The sequence below is a fragment of the Microbacterium proteolyticum genome (assembly GCF_014192415.1).
In the GTDB taxonomy this organism is placed as follows: domain Bacteria; phylum Actinomycetota; class Actinomycetes; order Actinomycetales; family Microbacteriaceae; genus Microbacterium; species Microbacterium proteolyticum.
This window is the reverse complement of the sequence record NZ_JACHXY010000001.1, coordinates 859,551-878,757: the sequence shown is the minus strand read 5'-3', so window position 1 is coordinate 878,757 and position 19,207 is coordinate 859,551. Positions and strand designations below refer to the sequence as shown.

The 19,207-nt window shown below is 70.2% G+C and carries 21 protein-coding genes; 13 read left to right on the top strand and 8 right to left on the bottom strand.

Annotated elements, in window-relative coordinates:
- Positions 1-67 precede the first annotated feature (67 nt).
- Positions 68-307 (top strand): DUF3072 domain-containing protein, encoded by a 240-nt coding sequence (locus FHS07_RS04090; RefSeq protein WP_183418589.1) that lies wholly within the window; start codon positions 68-70, stop codon positions 305-307.
- A 32-nt stretch (positions 308-339) separates the two neighbouring features.
- Here the strand turns inward: FHS07_RS04090 and FHS07_RS04085 are convergent, their stop codons facing one another.
- Positions 340-828 carry a MarR family winged helix-turn-helix transcriptional regulator gene (locus FHS07_RS04085; protein WP_183418588.1) on the bottom strand — a complete coding sequence of 163 codons (489 nt, stop codon included), beginning with the start codon at positions 826-828 and terminating at the stop codon, positions 340-342.
- Positions 829-964: 136 nt separating this feature from the next.
- Between FHS07_RS04085 and FHS07_RS04080 the strand changes: the two genes are divergently transcribed.
- On the top strand, positions 965-1,492 hold the full coding sequence (locus tag FHS07_RS04080; protein WP_183418587.1) for a MarR family transcriptional regulator: 528 nt from the start codon (positions 965-967) through the stop codon (positions 1,490-1,492).
- A gap of 98 nt (positions 1,493-1,590) precedes the next feature.
- Entirely contained in the window at positions 1,591-1,845 is a 255-nt protein-coding gene (locus tag FHS07_RS04075; protein ID WP_183418586.1) for a three-helix bundle dimerization domain-containing protein, read from the top strand.
- Between the two features lies 1 nt (position 1,846).
- Here the strand turns inward: FHS07_RS04075 and FHS07_RS04070 are convergent, their stop codons facing one another.
- The gene (locus FHS07_RS04070; protein ID WP_183418585.1) at positions 1,847-2,158 is read right to left on the bottom strand and encodes a DUF7882 family protein; all 312 of its coding nucleotides are present in this window, start codon (positions 2,156-2,158) and stop codon (positions 1,847-1,849) included.
- A 114-nt stretch (positions 2,159-2,272) separates the two neighbouring features.
- Here FHS07_RS04070 and FHS07_RS04065 point away from each other — a divergent pair, with 114 nt between their 5' ends.
- A complete protein-coding gene (locus tag FHS07_RS04065; RefSeq protein ID WP_055959437.1) occupies positions 2,273-2,590 on the top strand; it encodes a DUF7882 family protein in 318 nt (105 codons plus the stop codon).
- A 44-nt stretch (positions 2,591-2,634) separates the two neighbouring features.
- Here FHS07_RS04065 and FHS07_RS04060 read toward each other — a convergent pair whose 3' ends face one another.
- Positions 2,635-2,961, bottom strand: coding sequence for a DUF7882 family protein (locus FHS07_RS04060; protein WP_183418584.1), 327 nt, complete (start codon positions 2,959-2,961; stop codon positions 2,635-2,637).
- A gap of 117 nt (positions 2,962-3,078) precedes the next feature.
- Between FHS07_RS04060 and FHS07_RS04055 the strand changes: the two genes are divergently transcribed.
- The 8 genes from FHS07_RS04055 (at position 3,079) to FHS07_RS04020 (ending at position 14,211) form a co-directional block, all read left to right on the top strand.
- A complete protein-coding gene (locus tag FHS07_RS04055) occupies positions 3,079-3,216 on the top strand; it encodes a hypothetical protein (RefSeq protein WP_183418583.1) in 138 nt (45 codons plus the stop codon).
- Positions 3,217-3,259: 43 nt separating this feature from the next.
- Positions 3,260-3,937 carry a GTP pyrophosphokinase gene (locus FHS07_RS04050; RefSeq protein ID WP_183418582.1) on the top strand — a complete coding sequence of 226 codons (678 nt, stop codon included), beginning with the start codon at positions 3,260-3,262 and terminating at the stop codon, positions 3,935-3,937.
- 51 nt (positions 3,938-3,988) lie between these two features.
- Positions 3,989-4,858: a transposase gene (locus tag FHS07_RS04045; protein ID WP_183418581.1), complete on the top strand. Its 870-nt coding sequence runs from the start codon at positions 3,989-3,991 to the stop codon at positions 4,856-4,858.
- Positions 4,855-5,343: a glutaminase gene (locus FHS07_RS04040; RefSeq protein ID WP_183418580.1), complete on the top strand. Its 489-nt coding sequence runs from the start codon at positions 4,855-4,857 to the stop codon at positions 5,341-5,343. Before FHS07_RS04045 ends, FHS07_RS04040 begins: the two co-directional genes overlap by 4 nt.
- A 90-nt stretch (positions 5,344-5,433) precedes the next feature.
- Positions 5,434-7,647 (top strand): glycogen debranching protein GlgX, encoded by a 2,214-nt coding sequence (glgX, locus tag FHS07_RS04035; protein WP_183419392.1) that lies wholly within the window; start codon positions 5,434-5,436, stop codon positions 7,645-7,647.
- Positions 7,648-7,652: 5 nt separating this feature from the next.
- The gene (gene treY, locus FHS07_RS04030) at positions 7,653-10,058 is read left to right on the top strand and encodes a malto-oligosyltrehalose synthase (protein ID WP_183419393.1); all 2,406 of its coding nucleotides are present in this window, start codon (positions 7,653-7,655) and stop codon (positions 10,056-10,058) included.
- A 66-nt stretch (positions 10,059-10,124) separates the two neighbouring features.
- Positions 10,125-11,876, top strand: a complete 1,752-nt coding sequence (gene treZ / locus FHS07_RS04025; protein WP_183418579.1) for a malto-oligosyltrehalose trehalohydrolase — start codon at positions 10,125-10,127, stop codon at positions 11,874-11,876.
- Positions 11,877-12,060: 184 nt separating this feature from the next.
- Entirely contained in the window at positions 12,061-14,211 is a 2,151-nt protein-coding gene (locus tag FHS07_RS04020) for an alpha-galactosidase (protein WP_183418578.1), read from the top strand.
- A 162-nt stretch (positions 14,212-14,373) separates the two neighbouring features.
- On the opposite strand, the gene FHS07_RS04015 is transcribed toward FHS07_RS04020, so the two are convergent.
- From FHS07_RS04015 to FHS07_RS04005, 3 genes are all read right to left on the bottom strand, one after another.
- A complete protein-coding gene (locus FHS07_RS04015) occupies positions 14,374-15,189 on the bottom strand; it encodes a tryptophan-rich sensory protein (RefSeq protein ID WP_183418577.1) in 816 nt (271 codons plus the stop codon).
- Between the two features lie 81 nt (positions 15,190-15,270).
- A complete protein-coding gene (locus FHS07_RS04010) occupies positions 15,271-15,999 on the bottom strand; it encodes a glutamine amidotransferase-related protein (protein ID WP_183418576.1) in 729 nt (242 codons plus the stop codon).
- 227 nt (positions 16,000-16,226) lie between these two features.
- Complete coding sequence (locus FHS07_RS04005; RefSeq protein WP_183418575.1) at positions 16,227-16,943, bottom strand: LysR substrate-binding domain-containing protein; 717 nt, start codon at positions 16,941-16,943, stop codon at positions 16,227-16,229.
- Positions 16,944-16,977: 34 nt separating this feature from the next.
- On the opposite strand from FHS07_RS04005, the gene FHS07_RS04000 reads away from it, so the two are divergent.
- The gene (locus FHS07_RS04000; RefSeq protein ID WP_425488141.1) at positions 16,978-17,367 is read left to right on the top strand and encodes a DUF1304 domain-containing protein; all 390 of its coding nucleotides are present in this window, start codon (positions 16,978-16,980) and stop codon (positions 17,365-17,367) included.
- 70 nt (positions 17,368-17,437) lie between these two features.
- Here the strand turns inward: FHS07_RS04000 and FHS07_RS03995 are convergent, their stop codons facing one another.
- Both FHS07_RS03995 and FHS07_RS03990 read right to left on the bottom strand, forming a co-directional pair.
- Positions 17,438-17,845, bottom strand: coding sequence for a transferase (locus tag FHS07_RS03995; protein WP_055959412.1), 408 nt, complete (start codon positions 17,843-17,845; stop codon positions 17,438-17,440).
- 548 nt (positions 17,846-18,393) lie between these two features.
- Positions 18,394-19,170: a DNA-formamidopyrimidine glycosylase family protein gene (locus FHS07_RS03990; RefSeq protein ID WP_183418574.1), complete on the bottom strand. Its 777-nt coding sequence runs from the start codon at positions 19,168-19,170 to the stop codon at positions 18,394-18,396.
- Positions 19,171-19,207 lie beyond the last annotated feature (37 nt).

The following is a 19,207-nucleotide window of genomic DNA, read 5'->3' as shown; positions in this document are numbered from 1 at the left end:
GCCGTACGTGCCTGAGCGCCCTGTCAATCCCGGTCGCGGCGTCACGGAACGCGCCTAGCCTCGGGTCATGAGCGATTCCTCCCGTGAAGAAGAGACCCTGGGCGCCGTCCGCGAGGGTGAGAACCCCGCCGAGAAGGACCCCTCCGACTGGGTCACCGGCGACGAGCCGATGACCGCTCCCCAGCGCAGCTACCTCGACACCCTCGCGCGCGAGGCGGGTGAGGAGATCCCCGCCGACCTCAACAAGGCCGAGGCCTCCGAACAGATCGAGCGTCTGCAGAACGAAACCGGTCGCGGCAACAGCTGACCTCTGGTGCGAAGCGCCCCGAGACCTGGAACTCAGGTCGTGCGGGGCGCTTCGTCGTTGGGGCACATGGCGCCCATGTCCTCGGTCTCGCCCCGCGCGATGTCGTCGAGGAAGTCGGCGACGATCCTCCGCTCCTCGGGACCCAGTCGCTCGGCCGCAGCGACGGCGGACGCACGTCGGACGGCGAGCATGCGGCGCGCGGGGGACGCGGCGTCGATGGTCTCGCGCACGACGATGGAGCGCCGGTCGCCGGGGTACGGCTCCCTCGCCACCCAGCCCGCGTCGGCGAGACGGTCGATCAGGGCCGTCGTCGCCGCCGACGAGATGCCCAGCATCGCCGCGAGCATGCGGGGGGTGACGGGTTCGGCGTCGTCCCCGCGCTGCAGCAGGAAGCGCAGGACCTTCGCATCGTTGGGGCCAATGCCCAGGGACTGCAGCGCCGCGCGCTCGGAGGCGATGCCCGAATCGGTGAGGTCGTTGAGTGCTTTCACCACGTCGTCCGCTGTCGCCGGGTCTCGCATCTCGCCTCCTCAAATGTCTCGATGGGTTAGTGTCTTCGGCGCCGATCAAGTAGTCAGCCGCTCTAATTGCATGCTACCCGCCCGTCACAGGGGTGGGCAGGGGGCTGGACGAGCTGGGCTGTCATAGGATGCCCTGGTGGAAAACGGGTCGGAGTCGTCGCGTTACTGGTACGGCGCGGGCGAAGAGGATCGCCGTCGTCGCGCCGTCGACGTGCTCCAGGCCTTCCGCGTGTACCGGGCCGCCGAGGTGGCGATGCGGCGACGCACCCGTGACTCGATGTCGATGGGCGAGAACGAGCTGCTGGTCCTGCGCTACCTGCTGAGGGCAGCGGGTCAGAAGCGGCAGGTCTCGCCGAGTGAGTTGACGCGGTACCTGGGGGTGTCGACGGCGTCCACCACCGCGATCGTCGACCGCCTCGAGAAGTCCGGCCACGTGGTGCGGGTGCCACACCCCACCGACCGCCGCAGCATCTTCATCGTCGCCACGGAGGCGAGTGACGACGAGGTGCGAGCCACCCTCGGATCGATGCACTCGCGCATGATGGCCGCCGTGGTCGACATGACCCCGGAAGAGAGCGCCGCCGTGATCGCCTGCCTCGGCCGGTTGCAGGATGCCGTCGACCAGGTCGACCCGCACCCGGTCGACTCCGAACTCGCGCACTGATCTCGCCCCGTCGCGATGAAGAGGCGTCCGAGAAGCTCGCCTAGCTACTTTTCCTCGAAGCATTAGGCCTCGGCCGGGTGCCGTGAAACTATCGACGCATGGACGAACGCGCAGTCGAGACCCGCGCGCCCGGTGTCCCGGGTGAGATCGTCGCCGTCGTCGACGGGGTGCCGGTGGCGTCGTTCCGCGACGTGGTCGCGCGGCTGCGCGCGGAGTACCCCGGCGAAGACCCCGCACACATCGAGGGGGTCGTCCTCCGCGAATGGGACGCCTTCTCGGCGGGTCGCCCGCTCGTCGTGCCGACCGCTGTCGAAGAGGGCGCGCGAGAGATCCTCGACCAATCGCGCGTCTGACTCACGACCCGGGGTGCGGGGGCTCCTCGACGAGGATCAGTCCTCCCGACGAGTTGGCCGAGTTCGCGAGGGCCTCGATCCACGCGCGACTCAGAAGTGCCGGCTCGGGCTCGTCGAACACGAAGCGCAGCGGGATCGACGGGTGCAGCCACACCGTGCTGCGTCCCACCTCCTGACCGGGTCCGTGCGTCCACGACAGCGTGAAGCTCTCGCCGCGGCGGAGCTTGGTGGCGATGACGACCTTGAGGTGCGCCAACGCACGGTCGTCGATCTCGATCGGCGTCGCGACATCTCCGTAGTAAAGGGTTCCCACACGAGCACGTTAGTCTCGCCGCGCATCACCGGCTCGAGGGCTTGATTCGGGTGGGCCGGCATGGCATCCGGGAATGCGGAGGGCGCTCTGTTTTCCTCGACTAGGCTCGTCGACATGGGCAGATTCATCTACGACACCGTGGCCAATGCGGTCGACATCGATGACCGTACGCTGGCGCACCTGCGCATCGTCGTGATGAACAAACTGCGCCGCTCCGAGTCGTTCATGTTCGACGTCGAGGTCGGCGACGGCAGCGGGCGTCGCAGCTTCTGGATGCACCCCTCGGTGCCGATCCAGTTCCACTTCTACGGCAGCCGCCAGCCGCGCATCAACCGCGTCTGGGTCGAAGACCTCATGCTCGCGGCGTCCGGACCGAACGGCCTCGCGATCACCCCCGAACCCAGCGAAGACGCTCACGTCGAAGAGGGCTGATCCCGCCACGACGCGAGGGTCGCACGCTGCGCGTGGAGCGGAGCTCAGGCCGTTCCGGAGTGTTCGGCGGGGCTCATGTCTTCCGGCACCAGCATGATGCCGCCGGACGAGTTGGCGGAATCGGCGAGACGCTCGATCCATTCGCGACTCAGCGTCGAGGGTTCGGCCTCGTCGAAGACGAAGCGCAGGGGGATCGCGGGATGCAGCCACAGCGTGCTGCGCCCGCGTTCCTCGTCGTCACGGTGACGCCATGAGAGTGTGAAGCTCTCTCCGCGACGCAGCTTGGTCGAGATCACGACCTTGAGGTGGGCGAGAGTACGGTCCTCGATGTGGACGACCGTGCCGCCTCCGCCGTAGTGAATGGTCCCCATGCGGCCACGATACGCCAGAGCACCGGCGAAGTACGCCGAGGACCGCGCGGTGTCAAGACCACCCGGGGGTCCGCGGGCCGCCTGGCAAGGTGGAGGAACGCACGGAAGGAGAGCGCCGTGACACATCCCCCGATCCCCAGGCACTCCGAGCCCGCGGACGACCCCGATCTGCCGGAGGTCTTCCGCAGCCTGATCGGCATCGACGTGATCGATGGCGAGCTGGTCCCTCGAGCGTCGGAGCCGCCGCAACGGTGAGGTTCCCAGCGGCCTCGTAATCATCGTCGGTACCGTCGTGTCCATGTCGGATGCGCTGGACGATCAGCAGATCACCGTTTCCGGTGCCGCACTCCGGGCGATGCGCGACGAGTTCCAACGCTTCCTGATGGAGTACCGGTTCGGGCTCGCGGAGGTCGAGACGAAGATCTCGATCCTTCGCGAAGAGTTCCAGGAGATGCACGCGTACAACCCGATCGAGCACGTTTCGAGCCGGGTCAAGTCGCCCGACAGTCTCGTCGACAAGGTGCGGCGCAAGGGCATCGAGGCCGACTTCGACTCGATCCGCTCCGCGATCACCGACATCGCCGGCATCCGCATCACGTGCAGCTTCGTCGACGACGCCTACCGTCTGTCCGACCTGCTCACCCGGCAGGACGACATCACCGTGCGCGACGTGAAGGACTACATCGCCCAGCCGATGGCGAACGGGTACAAGAGCTTGCACGTCATCGTCGAGGTCCCTGTGTACCTGTCGACGGGGCGCGTAGACGTGCCGGTCGAGGTGCAGTTCCGCACGATCGCGATGGACTTCTGGGCCAGCCTGGAACACAAGATCTACTACAAGTACGACCGCCTCGTGCCGGCTGAGTTGCTCGCCGAACTGAAGAACGCCGCCGACACGGCGTCGGAACTCGACGCGCGCATGGAGCGACTGCATCGCGAGATCCGCGGCCCGCGACCGGGCATCGTCTCGCTCTGAGAGCGCGGCGAGCGGGTGGTCACGCCCCTCCCGGTTGGGGACAATAGGGGGATGAGCGACGACGACGCACGCCTCGACGAGGTCGCCGCCGATCTGCTCGCCCTGCCGCCCGCGCGCTTCACCGCCGCGCGCAACGAACGCGCCGCGGAGATCGGCGGAGGTGTCGGTCGACGGATCGCCAAGCTCCGCAAGCCCACCGTCGCCGCCTGGGCCGTGAACCTGCTCGTGCGCGATGGGCAGCTCGGTGAAGCGGTGGAGCTGTCGCGCGCGCTGCACGAGGCGCAGGACGACCGGGATGCCGCCGAGCTCGCGCGGCTCGGACGTCAGCGCCGGCAGCTGGTGGCAGCGCTCGCCCGCCGCGCGGGGGAGCTCGCCGCCGGCGCGGGCACGCCGCTGAGTGCGGCGATGGCCGATGCCGTGGAGAAGAGCGTCAACGCCGCGATCGTCGATGAGACGGCCGCCGCCGCGATCCTGACGGGCCGTCTCGTGGCCACGGTCGACCTGGCCGCCCTCGAGGGTGATGCGCTCGGCCAGGCGGTCGCCGGCTCGCTCCCCGAAGCCCTGCCCGCGCTTCCCGCACGGGACGACCTCGCCGCCCGCCGCGCGCGCAAGGCCGCCGAACGAGCGGTCCGCGAGGCGGAGCGAGTGCTCGCCGACGCCGAGCGTGAGCGGACCTCCGTCGAGAAGAAGCTCGCCTCGGCGCGAGAGAAGGCCGACCGCGCGCAGGAGCGCGTCGATGCCCTGCGAGCCGACCTCGCGCGCGCCGAGAAGGACGCTGCGGACGCCGATGCCGCGGTGCAGCGGCGGGAGGGTGAGCAGAAGGATGCCGCCGACGCGGTGAGCACGGCCCGGCGCGCCGTCGTGCGCGCCGAGTCGGAGCGCGACGCCGAGGCGCAGCGAAACGAAGGGGGCGGGGCATGATCGAGGGGTCGGTGGACGGGATTCTGTCCGCCGCGCGCGCGCGCCTCGGTGACGCGCCGCGCGAACGGCTGGGGGAGCTGCAGGAGGGGCGCCGCCTGCTCGGCATCCCGCGCGCGACCCGCATCGCCCCGCGCGGGACAGCCTGGCACCTGGGGGCGCTGCTCCTCACCGACGACGGCGTGCTGGCCACCGGAGACATCGTGCGTTCGCGCGCCGAGGTGCGCCGGGGTTTCGCGGCGGAGTCGCAGCGGCGCCGCGCCGAGCTGTCGGCCGCGGCCGCGCGCGGCGGCGTCCCCGAGGGGGAGACCGTGCACATCGAATGGCATCCGATCGATCTCGCCAGCGTGGACGCGGGATCGACCCCCCTGGCGGTACGCGGCGGAGAAGCGCTCGTGAGATGGAGCGCGGCCGGCGGCTACATGCCCCTGACGCGCTACCTCGACGAGCGGATCGACCTGCTACGGCATCCCCCGGAGCGCGCGTGAGGACCTGCACCCATAGTCGGGGTGGGGGGACCTGTCAACAGCGATGACCGCGTTCCTGGCCGGAAACGACGCTGGTCTATCGTGAGCCACGTGCAGCAGGTATGGCCAGGATCCAGTTATCCCCTCGGGGCCACATACGACGGAAATGGGACGAACTTCGCCCTTTTCAGCGAAGGAGCGGAACGCGTAGAGCTCTGCCTCTTCGAAGAGGACGGAACGGAGACGCGCTTCGACCTCGTGGACGCCGACGCGTTCGTGTGGCACGGCTACCTTCCCAACATCCAGCCCGGGCAGCGGTACGGCTATCGCGTGCACGGGGAGTACGAGCCGAAGAGCGGCAAGCGCTACAACGCGAGCAAGCTCCTCCTCGACCCGTACGCCAAGGCCGTCGAGGGCCAGATCGATTGGGGCCAGCCGGTCTTCAGCTACGAGTTCGGCGACCCCGACTCGTTCAACGACGAGGACTCCGCCCCGCACATGATGAAGGGCGTGGTCGTGAACCCGTTCTTCGACTGGGCGGGCGACCGTCAGCCGAAGATCCCCTACGCCGAAAGCTTCATCTACGAAGCCCACGTGAAGGGCCTCACCCAGCTGCACCCCGACGTGCCCGAGGAGTTGCGCGGCACCTACGCCGGCATCGCCCACCCCGCCGTCATCGACCACCTGCGAAAGCTCGGCATCACCGCCATCGAGCTCATGCCGGTGCACCAGTTCGTCAACGACTCCACTCTCGAGGAGAAGGAGTTGTCGAACTACTGGGGCTACAACACCATTGCGTTCCTCGCCCCGCAGAACACCTACTCCTCGACCGGTGACCACGGCCAGCAGGTGCAGGAGTTCAAGGCCATGGTGAAGGCGCTCCACGCCGCCGGCATCGAGGTCATCCTGGACGTGGTGTACAACCACACCGCCGAGGGCAACCACATGGGCCCCACGCTCTCCATGCGCGGCATCGACAACGAGGCGTACTACCGCCTCGAGGACGACGACAAGCGCTACTACACCGACTACACCGGTACCGGCAACAGCATGAACGTGGGCAATCCCCACACGCTGCAGCTGATCATGGACTCGCTGCGATACTGGGTGCTCGAGATGCACGTCGACGGCTTCCGCTTCGACCTGGCATCCACCCTGGCCCGTGAGTTCTACGAGGTGGACAAGCTCGCGACCTTCTTCGAACTCGTGCAGCAGGATCCGATCGTGTCGCAGGTCAAGCTCATCGCCGAGCCGTGGGACGTCGGCCCCGGGGGGTACCAGGTCGGCAACTTCCCGCCCCAGTGGACCGAGTGGAACGGCAAGTACCGCGATACCGTGCGCGACTTCTGGCGCGGCGAGCCCCAGGCTCTCGGCGAGTTCGCCTCGCGCCTGACCGGTTCGGCCGACCTCTACGAGCACTCCGGCCGGTTCCCCGTGGCATCCATCAACTTCGTCACCGCGCACGACGGCTTCACGCTCCGCGACCTCGTGTCGTACAACGACAAGCACAACGACGCCAACGGCGAAGACAACAACGACGGCGAATCGCACAACCGCTCCAGCAACATGGGTGTCGAAGGTCCCACCGACGATCCCGAGGTGCTGAAGCGTCGCGCGCAGCAGCAGCGCAACTTCATCGCGACGCTCCTGCTCAGCCAGGGTGTGCCCATGCTGCTGCACGGCGATGAGCTGGGCCGCACGCAGGGCGGAAACAACAACGGCTACGCGCAGGACAACGAGATCACGTGGGTGGACTGGTCGAACATCGACACCCCGCTCATCGAGTTCACCGCCGCCCTCGCGCGTCTGCGCAAGCAGCACCCGACGTTCCGTCGCAGCAGGTTCTTCGACGGCCGCCCCGTGAAGATGGAGGAGGGCGCTCCCATCCCCGACGTGGTGTGGCTGCGTCCCGACGGCTCGCTCATGCAGCCGGAGGACTGGGACAACGGCTTCGGCCTCGCCGTGGGCGTGTTCCTCAACGGCCAGGGCATTCGCGAACGCGATCGCCGCGGCGAGTCGATCAGCGACGACCACTTCCTCGTGCTCTTCAACGCGGGTGACGACAAGGTCGACTTCCGGCTCCCCGACTTCGAGTACGCCCCCAAGTGGGACGCGTACGTCGACACCGCGGGGGAGCGGGCCAACACCGAGCCCCTCGACCCGGGCGAGACGCTGCCGCTGGAGCCGAAGTCGCTCATGGTGCTGCGCGAGCACCACCTGCCCGAGCCGGAGATCGACCACTCGGTCGCCGCTTCGCTGACGGCGCAGATCCAGGTCGTCGGCACCGACGAGATGCCCGGGCAAGCCCCCAAGCCGGAGCTGTGACCGAGATGCGGCATCCGCTCTCGACCTATCGCCTGCAGATCCGCGAATCGTTCACCCTCGACCAGGCCGCCGAGGTCACGGACTATCTCCGTGACCTCGGGGTCTCGTGGGCGTACCTCTCGCCGATCCTCGAGGCCACTCCGGGTTCCGACCACGGCTACGACGTCGTCGACGTCACGCGGGTGGATCCGGCCCGGGGCGGCGCTGCCGGTCTCGACCGTTTCGCGGCAGCCGCGCGCGCCGAGGGACTCGGCATCCTGATCGACATCGTGCCCAACCACATGGGCGTGTCGGAACCCCGCACGAACGCGTGGTGGTGGGACGTGCTCCGCCAGGGCCGCGCCTCGGCGCACGCGACCGCGTTCGACATCGACTGGGAGTTCGGCGGTGGCAAGGTGCGCGTGCCGGTTCTCGGCGATCATCTGGACGCCGTCATCGACGAGATCTCGTACGACCCCGCCCCGGCCGCGGACGCCCCCGACGGGCTGATCCGGTACTACGACCACGTCTTCCCGGTCGCACCGGGCACGGGGACGGATGCCGCGGCCTCGGGGTCGCGCGACGCGATCCGGGCCCTGCTCGACGCGCAGAACTTCGAGCTGCGCTTCTGGCAGGACGAGGCGGCGGACCTCAACTACCGTCGGTTCTTCGCCGTGACGACCCTCGCGGGCGTGCGCGTCGAACTGCCGGAGGTCTTCGAGGCCACGCACGCCGAGATCCTGCGATGGGTGCGTGAAGGGCTCGCCGACGGCCTTCGGGTCGATCACCCCGACGGCCTCGTCGATCCGGGCGGTTACCTCGACCGGCTCGCCGCGTCATTGGCCGAGGCGAGCGATTCCGAGGTGGGCTACGTGCTGGGGGAGAAGATCCTCGAGCACGGTGAGGCTCTGCCCTCGTGGTGGAAGACCGCCGGTACCACGGGCTACGACGCGCTGGCCGAGATCGACCGCGTGCTGACCGATCCCGCGGGGGAGGCGGCGCTGGACGCCCTCGACGCGCGCCTGCGCGCCGGCAGCGACCTGCCGGCACTCACCGGCTGGCACGACCTCATCCACGACACCAAGCGCAAGATCGCCGACTCCATCCAGGTGTCGGAGATCCGCCGGATCGTCCGGGGGCTTCCCGCACCGCTGCGCGAGGAGTTCGAGGCCGAGGTGCTGCAGGACGCGCTCGCCGAGATCCTCGCGTGCTTCCCGGTCTACCGCTCCTACCTCCCCGCCGGCCGCGCGCACCTCGACGCCGCCGCGGGCGAGGCCGAGGTGCGCCGACCCGAGCTCGGCGACGTCATCGAGAAACTCGTGCCGGCCCTCGCCGACACCGACCTCGAGATCGCCTGGCGTTTCCAGCAGACGACCGGTCCCGTGATGGCGAAGGGCGTCGAGGACACGGCGTTCTACCGCTACACCCGTCTCGGCTCGCTCACCGAGGTGGGCGGCGACCCGGGCCAGTTCGCGCTCGACGTCGCCGGCTTCCACTCCGCGCAGGCCGCCCGACACGCGTCGTGGCCGCTGGCGATGACGACCCTGTCGACCCACGACACCAAGCGCGGGGAAGACACGCGCGCGCGCATCGCGGTGCTGGCCGAGATGCCCGAGCGGTGGGCGGCGCGCTTGGAGCAGTTCCAGGGCATCGCCTCGACCGGTCACGGTCCCTTCGACGCCCTGCTGTGGCAGGCGATCATCGGGGCGTGGCCCGCGTCGGCATCCACTCCCGAGGGCCTGAAGGTGTACCGCGAGCGTCTGCACGCGTACGCCGAGAAGGCCGCACGCGAGGCGAGCGAGGTCACGGGCTGGTGGGAGCAGGACGAGGCGTTCGAAGAGCGCATGCATGCGGTGGTCGACGCCGCGACGGGCCCCGCCGCCGAGCGCGTGCGCGCGTTCGTCGACGAGATCTCGGCCGCGGGCTGGTCGAACGGCCTGTCGGCCAAGCTGATCCAGATCGTGGGCGCCGGTGTTCCCGACGTGTACCAGGGCTCCGAGCTGTGGGAGCAGTCGCTCGTCGACCCCGACAACCGTCGCGCGGTCGACTTCGTCGAGCGACGTCGACTGCTCGCCGAGATCGACGCAGCAGGCGCGGCGACGCCCGAGGTGGACGCCACGGGTGCTGCGAAGCTGCTCGTGACGTCCCGTGCGCTGCGCGTGCGCCGCGATCACCCCCTCGAGGTGTACCGGGCGCTCGAGGCGGCGGGCGTGGCATCCGACCATGTGGTCGCCTTCGACCGCGGCGGGGTGTCGGCCGTGGCGACGCGTCTGCCGTGGGGTCTGGCCGAGCGTGGCGGGTGGCGCGACACCGTGCTGCTGCTGCCCGAGACGCCGGTCACCGACGTCTTCACCGGTCGCACGTACCCCGGCGGCCCGACTGCGCTGTCGGACCTGCTGGCGACGTACCCCGTGGCCCTGCTGGTCTCGTAATCCCGCGCGCGGCGGGGTGGCCGCCCCGCCGCGCGACGACAACTCACGCGTGAAGGAAGAACCCACATGAGCATCGACGTCTGGGCACCCAAGGCGAAGCGGGTGCGGCTGCGCCGACTCGACGACAGCGGCGACACCGTCGTCGGAGACGTCGAGATGGAGGCGGCCCCCGACGGGTGGTGGACGGCTCCCGTCGACCTCGCCGACGGGGAGCGCTACGGCTTCGTACTCGGCGACGGCGACGACCTGCGCCCCGACCCGCGCTCGCGGCGTCAGCCGGGCGGCGTGCACGAGGCGTCGGCGTGGTTCGACCCCTCGGTGTACTCCTGGAACGACACCGCGTGGACGGGCAAGCAACTCGCGGGCGGGCTGATCTACGAACTGCACCTCGGCACCTTCACCCCCGAGGGGACCCTGGATGCCGCGATCGGTCGCCTCGACCACCTCGTCGACCTCGGCGTGACCCACGTCGAACTGCTGCCGGTCAAGGGCTTCAACGGCACGTGGAACTGGGGCTACGACGGCGTGCTCTGGTACACCGTGCACGAGGCCTACGGCGGCCCCGAGGCGTACCAGCGGTTCGTCGACGCGGCGCACGCGGCGGGCCTCGCCGTCATCCAGGACGTCGTGTACAACCACCTCGGCCCCTCGGGGAACTACCTGCCGGAGTTCGGCGAGTACCTGCGCGAGGGCAGCCGCAACACGTGGGGCGACTCCGTCAACCTCGACGAAGACGCGGTACGCGCCTACATCGTCGAGAACGCGCTGATGTGGATGAGCGACTATCACGTCGACGGCCTGCGTCTGGATGCCGTGCACGCGCTGCTCGACCACCGTCCGGTGCACGTGCTACAGCAGATCGCCGAGCGCACCGACGCCCTGTCGGCCCACCGCGGGGTGCCGCTCACCACCATCGCCGAGAGCGACATGAACGACCCGAAGCTGATCCTCCCGCGCGAGGCCGGCGGGTACGGGCTCACCGCGCAATGGTCGGACGACTGGCACCACACCGCCCACGTCGCGCTGACCGGCGAGACCATCGGCTACTACGAGGACTTCGCCGATGTCGAAGCGTTCCGCAAGGTCAGCGAGGGCGGCTTCTTCCACGACGGGACGTACTCGACGTTCCGCGAGGAGAAGCACGGCAAGCCCATTCCGGAGGTCGTCCCCAACTGGCGCCTCGTGACCTTCGCGCAGGACCACGACCAGATCGGCAACCGCGCCGCCGGCGACCGGCTCTCGCAGTCGCTCGGTTACGACCGTCTCGCCGCGGCCGCCGTCCTGACCCTCACGGCGCCCGGCACGCCGATGCTCTTCATGGGGGAGGAGTGGGGAGCGACCACGCCGTGGCAGTTCTTCACCTCGCACCCCGAGCCCGAGCTCGGCAAGGCCACCGCCGAGGGGCGCATCGCCGAGTTCGAGAAGATGGGCTGGGACGAATCGACCGTCCCCGACCCGCAGGACCCCTCGACGTTCGAGAACTCGAAGCTCGACTGGGACGAGGTGGGCGAGGGCGATCACGCGCAGCTGCTCGGGCTCTACCGCGAACTCGCGAAGCTCCGCCGCGAGCGCCCCGAGCTCACCGACCCGTCCCGTGAGGGCCTGTCGGCCGAGGCCCGTGAGGCCCGGGGCGGACGTGTCTACGAGCTCCGCCGCCGCGACCTCGTCGTCGTGGTGAACCTCTCGGACGCCGAGGCCACGGCATCCGTCGTCCCCGGCGCTCGGGTGCTGCTGGCCACGGCGGAGGGCGTCGTGCTCGACACCACGTCGCTGACGGTGCCCGCGGGTGCCAGCGCGATCGTCGGCCCGGCGCTCTGACACACCTTCGGCGGCCCCGTCCCCTCGGGGGGCGGGGCCTCTGCCGTGCGGGCGCGGCTGGGCTGCGGGTTCAGACTGTGATCAACATAAAGCGGTCGAAGCGGCCCCGCATTCGATGAGCTTCGCGCCGCTTCCCCTGTATCGCTCGGTGAACACGTCTTCGTTCGGTGAGAGGAATCACGCCATGTCGCACACCGCTGTCGTACCCGAGACCGCTCCGGCGGTGCACCTCCGAGCGGGCGGCACGAGCATCGTCGTCGACCTCGCCGCGCATCCGGCCCCGGCGATCATCCACTGGGGCCCCGACCTCGGCGTGCTCGGGGCCGATGCCCTGTCGTCGATGGTGGTCTCCGCGCGTCCGCAGCGCGTCTCGGGGGGCATCGACCAGACCCCCCGACTCACGATCGTTCCGACCGCCGCGGCGGGGTGGCCCGGTGCTCCCGGCTTCGAGGGCGGGCGCGGCGGTGTCGTGCAGGGGACGGTGTTCACCCTGGAAGCCGTCGACTCCGACACCGACACGCTCGTGCTGCACCTCGTCGACCGCCAGCGCGCACTGCGCCTGCGTGCCGATCTGCGGGTCGAGACGTCGGGCCTGTTCTCCCAGGCGCTCACCGTGGTCAACGACGGCGCCGACGACGTCGTGATCGCGGCACTGCAGCCCACCTTCCCGCTGCCCTGGGAGGCGACCGAGATCCTCGACACGACCGGCCGGCACCTGCGCGAACGTTCCGCGCAGCGTCACGCGTTCACCTTCGGCACCCACCTGCGCGAGAGTCGGCGCGGGCGCCCCGGCGCCGATGCGACGGTACTGCTGGCCGCGGGTCGCCCCGGCTTCGGCTTCGAGACGGGGCTGGTGCACGGCATCCACGTCGCATGGAGCGGCAATCAGCGCGTGCTCGCCGAGCGGTTGCCGCTGGGGGAGTCGCTGCTCGCGGGCGGCGAGCTCGCCGCGTGGGGGGAGATCGTGCTCGCGCCGGGGGAGGAGACGTCGTCGCCGACGGTCTACGGCTCGTGGGGTGACGGCCTCGACGAACTCGCTGCGCGGTTCCACGACACCTGGCGCGCGCGCCCTCAGCACCCCGCGCGGCCGCGCCCGATCACGCTGAACACATGGGAGGCGGTCTACTTCGACCACCGCCTGCCGAAGCTCACCGCGCTCGCCGACGTGGCCGCGGAGATCGGCGTGGAGCGGTTCGTGCTCGACGACGGCTGGTTCCGTCATCGTCGCGACGACACCGCGGGCCTGGGCGACTGGTACGTCGACGAGGACGTGTGGCCCGACGGGCTGAGCCCCCTCGTCGAGCACGTCACGGGCCTCGGAATGGAGTTCGGACTGTGGTTCGAGCCCGAGATGGTCAACCCCGACAGCGACGTCGCCCGCGCCCACCCCGAGTGGATCCTGCGCGGTCGCGAGGAGCTGCCCCCCTCTGCCCGCCAGCAGCAGGTGCTGAACCTCGCGCATCCCGACGCCTACGCGTTCATCCTCGAGCGCATGAGCGACGTGCTGCGGGCCTACCCGATCGCCTACGTGAAGTGGGACCACAACCGCGACCTCGTGGATGCCGCGACCGGCCCCGGCGGCGGTTCGGCCGTGCACGCCCACACGCTCGCGGTGTACCGGCTCCTCGACGAGCTCAAGGCCGCGTTCCCGGGGCTCGAGATCGAGAGCTGCGCCTCGGGCGGAGCGCGGGTGGACCTCGGCATCCTGGACCGCACCGACCGCATCTGGACCAGCGACTGCCTCGACCCCGTCGAGCGGCTCGAGAACCAGCGTCACACCGCGCTCGTCGTGCCGCCCGAGATGATGGGCATGCATCTGACCACCCCGCACGTGCACTCCACCGGTCGCACGGTCTCGCTCGCGTTCAGTGGCGCTGTGGCCCTGTTCGGGCATTTCGGCATCGAGTGGGATCTCACGACGCTCGACGAGCACGACCGCGCTCTCGTGGGCGAGTGGGTCGCCCTCGCCCGCCGCGTGCGGCCGTTGGTGGCGACGGGGCGTGTCGTGAACGCCGACGTGAGCGACCCCGGTCTCGACGTGCGCGGTGTCGTCGCAGCCGGTCGCGATCGCGCGTTCTTCACCATCGCGCAGACCCGCACACTCGTTTCCTCGCCCGCCGGCCGCGTGCGCCTTCCGGGACTCGACCCCGATCGCGTGTACCGGGTGCGCCTCGTCACCCCGGGCGGGCTGGTGCAGGAGCCCGCGCAGTCGCCCCTGGCGTGGGCGCATCACGACACCGTGCTGACCGGGCGTCAGTTGGGAGTGACCGGCATCCGGCCGCCCGTGCAGAATCCGCAGCGGGCCGTGGTGGTGGAGTTGACGACGGCGAGCTGACGCCGTCAGCTGGTCCGGCGGAGACCACGCAGAGACCGCCGATGCCGAGAGCACGCGCACGCTCGGGCGCCACGCACGCCGCCACGGCATCCGGAGTATTCACGCCCCGGGATGCCGAGGAACCGAGGGCTCCGGCTCCCGCGTGGGGGCGTCGTCGGACCGTCAGTCGACGCTGGGGCGGATGAGTCGCAAGAGGCTGACGACCGCCGGCGGTACCAGCACGACGACGGCGACGATGATCGCCGTGACGCCGATCGGTGTGCTCTGAGGCTCGCCGCCGAAGCGTTCGACGGCCAGCCAGCCGAGGCCCCACGCGAGAGCGAGCGCGGGGGTGACACGCCAGGAGCTGCGCCACGCGATCGCCAGTCCGATGAGCGCGACCACGATCAGCACGGCGATGCCGATGGCACTTGCCGCGTCCTCCCAGCTGGGCGGGACGACGGTCGTGAGGTAAGCCGCGGTGTTCGCCACGGTGGCCAGCGTGACCCACCCGAGGTGAAGGCCCGTGACGCCGTCGATGAGGACGGAGTCGACCACGCCGCCGCGCGGCTCGCGCGTGGTGACGGCGACCTTGAAGGTCCAGCCCAGGGCGGCGAGCAGCAGCACGATCACCACGACCGTGAGGAACAGCGTGCCGAAGCGGGCGGCGACGAGCCAGAGGCCGTTCAGCGTCATCGTGAGCGCGATGAGCCACCCGAGTGCGCGCTGGCGCGGATTCGTCCGCTGGCCGGGGAGCGCCTGCCAGATGCCGTAGACGATGAGTCCGAGGTAGATGACCGACCAGATCGAGAAGGCGGGGCCGGCGGGGGCGAGGTAGGAGCCGTCGGTGTCGAGGGCGCCGCCCTGCTGGTCCTCGACGGCGGAGTTGCCGAAAGCGCCCGCGCCGATGACGGCCGCGATGAGCATGAACGACAGCGCGGACAGGACGACGATCTGGCGCGCGAGGTCGGAACCCCGCCAGGTGCGTGAAGCGTTCATATCGAGAACACTAGAAAAGCTAGGTAAATGTGCGGGGTGGGCTTGACATCGCGACGTGCACCTCGTCGGGGCCGGCAGAGATCAGGCGGCGACGGCGCGAGCCGCGAACGAGCGCAGCAGGCGGGTCGGCTGCTCGACCGACGCCGTGCGGACGTGCGCCGAGACCTCGTCGAAGGCGTCGGCGTCGAAGTACCCCGCGTCGCGGTACACCCGCATGCGTGCGACGAACGCATCGGTGGTCGGCTCGGGGTGGAACTGCGTGGCCCACAGCCCCGCGCCGGCGCGGTAGGCCTGCACCGGGCACGCATCGTTCTCGGCGAGAAGGGTCGCGCCGGGCGGCACGCTGTCGGCGCCCTCTTTGTGCGCGGTGAGCGCCTCGAAACGGGGGCTCAGGATGCCGAACAGCTCGTCGCCACGCCCCGCCTCGGTCAGCACGATGTCGGCGGGACCCGTGTCTTCGGGGTGCTGCAGCGTCACCGTTCCGCCCAGCAGGCGGGTGACGACGCCGATACCGAAGCAGGTGAAGAGGACGTTGGTCCGGCCCTCGATGGCCGTCATCGCGAGGCGCTCGAGGTCGATCTCGAGACGGCGCTGCTCGTCGGTCTTGTCGGGGTCGGTGACGTTGAAGGGGCTTCCTCCCACCACGACGGCGGCGAAGCGCTCGAGGTCGGCGGGCAGGGGCTCGCGCACGAGGTCGTGGTGCACCAGGTCGGCGTCGCCGACGCCCAGCCCATCGCGGAAGGAAGCCCATTCAGCCACGGCCGCAGCACGCTGCGGGCGGGCGCAGACGTAGAGCAGGGAGGCGGTCACCAGGAGATTTTATGCGGTGTGGCCCGCGCGCGGGGTGGGGGTGGAAACGCGGCGAAACGTTCGCGTGGCCTGGCGAGCAGCCACGTCTCCCGCGCATGGACGCTGTCGGTGCGCAGCAAGGAGTCGAGGGAGCGTTCATTTGCACCGGTCGCGTTCATGCGGGAACGGCGGCGCGACCGACGTCGAAACGGCTGACGCGGCCGCACTCGACCCGTCGAGGAGGCGCCTCAGCGCGACGAGCGGGCGGTGCGTCCGCGCACGATGCCGACGAACGCTTCGACGTCGGGCGTGGTGCGATCACGCAGCCAGGCGAGGGCGACGCGGGACTCCGGCCCGTCGCGCAGCACGCGGTACTCGACGTCGCGGCGTCGATTGGCCCGCGCCAGAGACATCGGCACGATCACCACGCCCACCCCGGCAGCCACCGTCGCGATCGCCTCCGCGGTGTCGGCCGGCGCCGCGAACGCGGGGGGTATGGCATCCGGAACCCGGATGCCCAGCACGTCGTCGTCGGGAACGATGACGATCTCTCCGGCGAGATCGGCGAGCTCGATGTCGTCGCCGGCGGTGAGATCGGCGTCGACCGACATCACCACCACGGGCTGCTCGTCGTAGAGCGGGATGAGGTGAAGGTCGTCGGGTGCGTCGATGGGCAGCCGTACGAGGGCGGCATCGACGTCGTCGAGCACCGTGCGTTGGTCGGCGACCGCGATCTCGCGCAGCACGAGCGTCACGTGCGGCATCCGTTCGCGCCACAGGCCGATCCACTTGCCGGGGGTCGCACCCGGAACCGCGCCCAGTACGAAGTCGCGCGGTTCCTCGCGGGGAGGCGGCTCCGGCTTGTCGCGCTTCGGCGTCTTCGCGCGAGCGCGGGCGGGGGGCTTTCCGGCCCCGGTGCGACGGGGTCCACCGGTGCGCCCCCGAGACCCGCCGCCGTTCGCCATGGTTCCAGGCTAGCCGCGGGGGTAGCGTTGACGCGTGATCGGCACTCTCGCGCTCGTCTTCGCGGGGCTCGCGGCCCTGCTGCACGTCTACATCTTCGTGCTCGAGAGCGTGCGGTGGACGAAGCCTGCGACCTGGCGGGTGTTCGGCATCGCCGACCAGCAGACGGCCGAGACCACCAGACCGCTGGCCTACAACCAGGGGTTCTACAACCTGTTCCTCGCCATCGGCGCCGCCATCGGCATCGTGCTGTGGATCGCGCACGGCACGGGCGATGTCGCCGGGCGCACGCTGCTGATCTTCTCGCTCGGGTCCATGGTGGCCGCCGCCCTCGTGCTGCTCACCTCGGGGCGCAGATACCTGCGGCCCGCGAGCATCCAGGGAACGCTTCCGGTCATCGGGCTGGTGCTGGCGATCCTCGCCTGAGCGCCCCGGGCACGAACAAACCCGCACGCTCCGAGGAGTCGTGCGGGTCGTGGTCTCGTCATCCTTGGCGTCAGGCTGCCAAGCGCAGCCCCCGCTGGTCAGTGGCGACCGCTTCGCCGTCGTTGATGATCTCGTCGTCGCCGATCAGAGAACCGACCGCGATGCGAGCGTTGTGGCCGACCTGCGTCCGGACGCCGATGTGGGCACCCGCGCCGATGACCGCTCCGGCGCAGATGTGCGCGTGCGGTTCGATGTGCGCCTCCGGTCCGATCACGGCGTCCGATTCGATCCAGGCGCCACGGCCGACACGAACACCCGCGGCGATCTGCACGCCGGGTTCGACGTAGGCGCCGTTCTCGACCAGCGCCGACGGGTGGACCTTCGCGCCGTGCGCGACGAGTCCGCGACCATTGACGTGCTTGCGATAACGCAACGTCTCGCCGTGGTCGTTCTCGATGTCGATGTAGTTCTTTCCCACGATCCCCTCCGGTCGGTCATCGGGTCTGCCGACATGTAAGACAACTGGTCGGAAGTACCCTTCATTCCCTCGAATGGTTCTTCGTCGCCCCTACCGGTATCGGTTTTCTCGATGTCGAGAGACCTGCCGCTGTGGTGTCGTCTCCCTTGTTCTCGCATGTCGGCCAGGTAGCCGCGGGCGGGTTGACACGCAGGCTTCAGGGAGTCGATCGCCTCGATGCGGAGGCATCGGATCCAGCGGAAGCAGCGGGGCCGGGCGCCGAAGCGGAGGCGACGGGCCCGGCGGGCGCGGCCGGGCTGACCCAGGCGGGGCCGGTGGAGCGAGGGGATGCCGTCGCTCCGGCTTCGTGCATTCCGCCGCCGGTGCGCCCATCACGCGCCGGCGTCGCGCCGCTCGCGCCCATCACGCGCCGGCGTCGCGCCGCTCGCGCCCATCACGCTCCGGCGTCGCGCGGCTCGCGCCCATCACGCGCCGGCGTCGCGCCGCTCGCGCCCATCACGCTCCGGCATCGCGCCGCTCGCGCCCATCACGCGCCGGCGTCGCGCCGCTCAACCGGGCTGGCAGGTGGGGCACCAGTAGACGTTGCGCTCGCTCGTCGCCGACGCACCCAGGCTCGTCGCACGGATCGGCGTACCGCACCGTCGGCACGGTGCGCCGTCGCGGCCGTACACCCAGAAGCGCCGCCCGGGGCGGGTGTCGCCGGTGAAGGTGCGTTCCGGCCGGGGGAGGTTGGCGCGGATCATGCGCTCGCCCAGGGCGATCGTCGCCTGCACGTCGATCTCGGTCGCGGGCGTCGTCGGCGCGATCCCGCGCACGAACAACAGCTCGTTCGCGTAGACGTTGCCGAAGCCCGCGACATTGCGCTGGTCGAGCAGCGCCACGTGGGCGGCGCGTTCGTCGGAGGCCACGCGGCGGACGGCCTCGGCCTCGTCCCAATCGGCGGCGAGGAGATCGGGGCCCAGGTGACCGATCACCGTGTGCTCGTCGACGGTGCGCAGCACCTCCACCATGGCGAGGTCGAAGCCGACGGCGTCGGCACCGGCCACGCCCACGATCGCTCGCGCCTTGAAGGCCTGGCGCCGCCATCGCTCGCCCGGACGGTACACGTCCCAACGGCCCTCCATCTTGAGGTGGGAGTGAAGGGTGTAGCCACCGATCCGGTGCAGCAGGTGCTTGCCGCGTGCGCCGACCTCGTGCACCGTCTCACCGCGCAGGTCGGCGGTCGCGCTGCCGGGGACGCGGATGTCGAAGCGGGTGACGACCTTGCCCGCCAGTGCCGCGGTGAGCTTCGCCGCGGCTCGATACACGGTGTCGCCCTCAGGCATGCGCGGCCTTCGGGCGTCGCGCGGTCCGGGAGACGGT

Coding starts and splice junctions, on each gene's coding strand:
- FHS07_RS04045 (WP_183418581.1), top strand. CDS start 3,989: ATGAGCGACGACGACGCACGCCTCGACGAGGTCGCCGCCGATCTGCTC.
- FHS07_RS04085 (WP_183418588.1), bottom strand. CDS start 828: ATGCGAGACCCGGCGACAGCGGACGACGTGGTGAAAGCACTCAACGAC.
- FHS07_RS04040 (WP_183418580.1), top strand. CDS start 4,855: ATGATCGAGGGGTCGGTGGACGGGATTCTGTCCGCCGCGCGCGCGCGC.
- FHS07_RS04075 (WP_183418586.1), top strand. CDS start 1,591: ATGGACGAACGCGCAGTCGAGACCCGCGCGCCCGGTGTCCCGGGTGAG.
- FHS07_RS04065 (WP_055959437.1), top strand. CDS start 2,273: ATGGGCAGATTCATCTACGACACCGTGGCCAATGCGGTCGACATCGAT.
- FHS07_RS04005 (WP_183418575.1), bottom strand. CDS start 16,943: ATGGCGAACGGCGGCGGGTCTCGGGGGCGCACCGGTGGACCCCGTCGC.
- FHS07_RS04090 (WP_183418589.1), top strand. CDS start 68: ATGAGCGATTCCTCCCGTGAAGAAGAGACCCTGGGCGCCGTCCGCGAG.
- treZ (WP_183418579.1), top strand. CDS start 10,125: ATGAGCATCGACGTCTGGGCACCCAAGGCGAAGCGGGTGCGGCTGCGC.
- FHS07_RS03990 (WP_183418574.1), bottom strand. CDS start 19,170: ATGCCTGAGGGCGACACCGTGTATCGAGCCGCGGCGAAGCTCACCGCG.
- FHS07_RS04020 (WP_183418578.1), top strand. CDS start 12,061: ATGTCGCACACCGCTGTCGTACCCGAGACCGCTCCGGCGGTGCACCTC.
- FHS07_RS04060 (WP_183418584.1), bottom strand. CDS start 2,961: ATGGGGACCATTCACTACGGCGGAGGCGGCACGGTCGTCCACATCGAG.
- treY (WP_183419393.1), top strand. CDS start 7,653: ATGCGGCATCCGCTCTCGACCTATCGCCTGCAGATCCGCGAATCGTTC.
- FHS07_RS04050 (WP_183418582.1), top strand. CDS start 3,260: ATGTCGGATGCGCTGGACGATCAGCAGATCACCGTTTCCGGTGCCGCA.
- FHS07_RS04015 (WP_183418577.1), bottom strand. CDS start 15,189: ATGAACGCTTCACGCACCTGGCGGGGTTCCGACCTCGCGCGCCAGATC.